The sequence below is a fragment of the Komagataeibacter nataicola genome, from assembly GCF_003207795.1.
GTDB classification, from domain to species: Bacteria; Pseudomonadota; Alphaproteobacteria; order Acetobacterales; family Acetobacteraceae; genus Komagataeibacter; species Komagataeibacter nataicola.
The window spans coordinates 1-2,324 of record NZ_NIRT01000081.1 but is presented as its reverse complement, the minus strand read 5'-3'; the positions used below and the strand labels follow the sequence as shown (position 1 = coordinate 2,324).

The window sequence follows — 2,324 nt, the reverse complement described above, 5'->3', positions numbered from 1 at the left end:
CCATCCAGAATGCCTCCTTCAGAGAATGGTCTGCATCCTATGAATCACATTTTTAAACCGATGGGTACCCCGTGAGTCAGGCCAAACAATGGTTGGTATCAAGCGTGAAATTAATAACATTCTTAGTTCATACGTAGGATGGTATGATCCGTTTTGCGAGTTGATTCAAAACTCATTGGATGCTGTCGAATTTAGAAAAGCTCTCGAATCAAGTTCAGGCAATACAAATAATTATACTCCGCATATTAATGTTATAATAGATCTTGTAGAAAACTCACTCACAGTTTCCGATAACGGCATTGGCCTGGACAAAGACAAATTTGAACAATTCCTAGCACCTAACTTTTCCTTTAAATCAGGCAAAACTCGAGGCCATAAAGGTGTCGGCGCAACCTATGTTGCTTATGGCTTCAATTATATGAGAATTTCTACAAAAATCCCGGGGTTTGCACGTTCAGGAAAAATCGTCGGAGCAAAGAACTGGTTAAAGGATTCAGCTCCGTCTGGGAATCCCAAAATCGAACATGACGACACGCCACTTAGTGATGTCGACTTCAATAGCTTTGATCGTGGTGTTTCTATATCAGTACGATTCGACGACAGCACACACCCAAGGCGTCTTGACTGGATTAAAGCTGACGAAGCATCAAAATGGATATTAATCCTCTTTATAAAAACTGGCTTTGGCGCGGTAGTGTCTGACCCCAGTGTTAAGATCAAGGTTACAGTCAAAGCTCAGAATAAGACGACTGTCGCCGAAACACAGGGTACTGGATATTTTTGGCTTCACAAAAACGCCAGTAAAAAAGCTCGTATTAGAGATATAAGTGAGGCCGCCAGGGTTTCATTCGAGAAATTTGGGCCTGGTCGCGCTCTGCCTGACAAATATAGAAATCTCGATTTTATCTATGGTAGCTGGACATCAGAGGAACTATCTAGCCTAGTTTCATCATCTCTTGATACAGAAGGAAGGGATGTAATTAAAAAACATACGCCTTCTGTATCCGTAGAATTTGGATACACAGCTAAACTTTGGGCTAAATTTAACGATTCTCTAAACATTCGGGCGAATTATAAGGTTCTTAATACCGGCATCCAGCTAGCAGCAAACAATATGCCACAAGGAGAGACAGTTCTAATTCCTCTAAATCGCAATATTGGACGCCAAAATCAACTACACTTCCTTATTCATTTCGACAATTACTCTCCCGATATGGGGCGAAAGGGTTTTCACCGAGAACTCACAGATTTCGCCAAAAACGTCTCGAGACTGATCACCGAAAACCACTTGTCTAAGCTAAGAGGGTATCTCAAAGCGAATACAGGCGTTGCACCTGACCTCGTTCGTGAGCTGAAAATTGGTGAATGGAAAAAGGAAATGCTTGGTCACGAGCAAGATAGTCCTTTGATTCTGCAGAGTGCTCACTTTTTCAAGCCCACGGAGCGTGTATCAGTAACATCCATGCCAACGCGCGAACAAGATGTAATAGCATTATTTAATCAGTTAGTCGCAGGCGGGGTGATTCGTGGTATAAGTATGATGTCCACGAATGAACGCTTTACCTACGATGGGCTTTTTAAAGTCACATTTGATCTTCCTCCCGAAATCTACACTTATAGCCCGAACGAAAATCCGCTTGGAGTAACACCAGATATCGCAAATATTCTTCATGGGAAAGTTACAGATCCTCTTATACTTGAATATAAATTTTCCTTAGACGGCCTCATTGAAGATCTCGATGCACATGATAAAAATATATCTGACTTAAATTTGTGCGTTGCCTGGGAAACAGGAACTCTTTATACAGAGCGTTACGGAATAACTTCTTTTTTAGTCCCTGAAAATGCCGATCAAAGACAGTATCATGGGGTTACCCATTGCTTAACTGACCTAGAGTCTGGGGCACATCTCTGTGACCTCATTATTCTCTCGGAGCTTATCAAATATTTAAATAACCCAACTGTAGAAGCAGAGACTCAAAGAACTAAGTATGAATAACTATTGACACACGCAACCATCCACTGGCGGAACAGCTTTTCGTGAAGTATTTCCGCCTTTAGCGCTCATTCCATGACTTATAAAGTTAGTTGGGCGCTAGAGCCACTGGAACCTTTCCAAGAGTTTAGGCTGCTCAAACCGATTCGCGCAAACGACTCTAGATTTTTTTTTTGACGAGTATCCATCCTATTACTTACACAAACACCGCCGATAACCGCATAGTCTGTGACGTGCCCCCCGGAAATGTAACCATTTAAAAGTAGAGTCCGATCGAGAAGGATACGGACGGATGAAGCGCAGTCGTTTTACGGAAGAGCAGATCATA

At 42.1% G+C, this 2,324-nt stretch carries 1 protein-coding gene; it reads left to right on the top strand.

What is annotated here, in order from left to right; translation table 11 throughout:
- Window positions 1-88: 88 nt before the first annotated feature.
- Window positions 89-1,999 carry an ATP-binding protein gene (locus CDI09_RS17315; RefSeq protein ID WP_078526898.1) on the top strand — a complete coding sequence of 637 codons (1,911 nt, stop codon included), beginning with the start codon at window positions 89-91 and terminating at the stop codon, window positions 1,997-1,999.
- The last annotated feature ends 325 nt before the right edge of the window (window positions 2,000-2,324 follow it).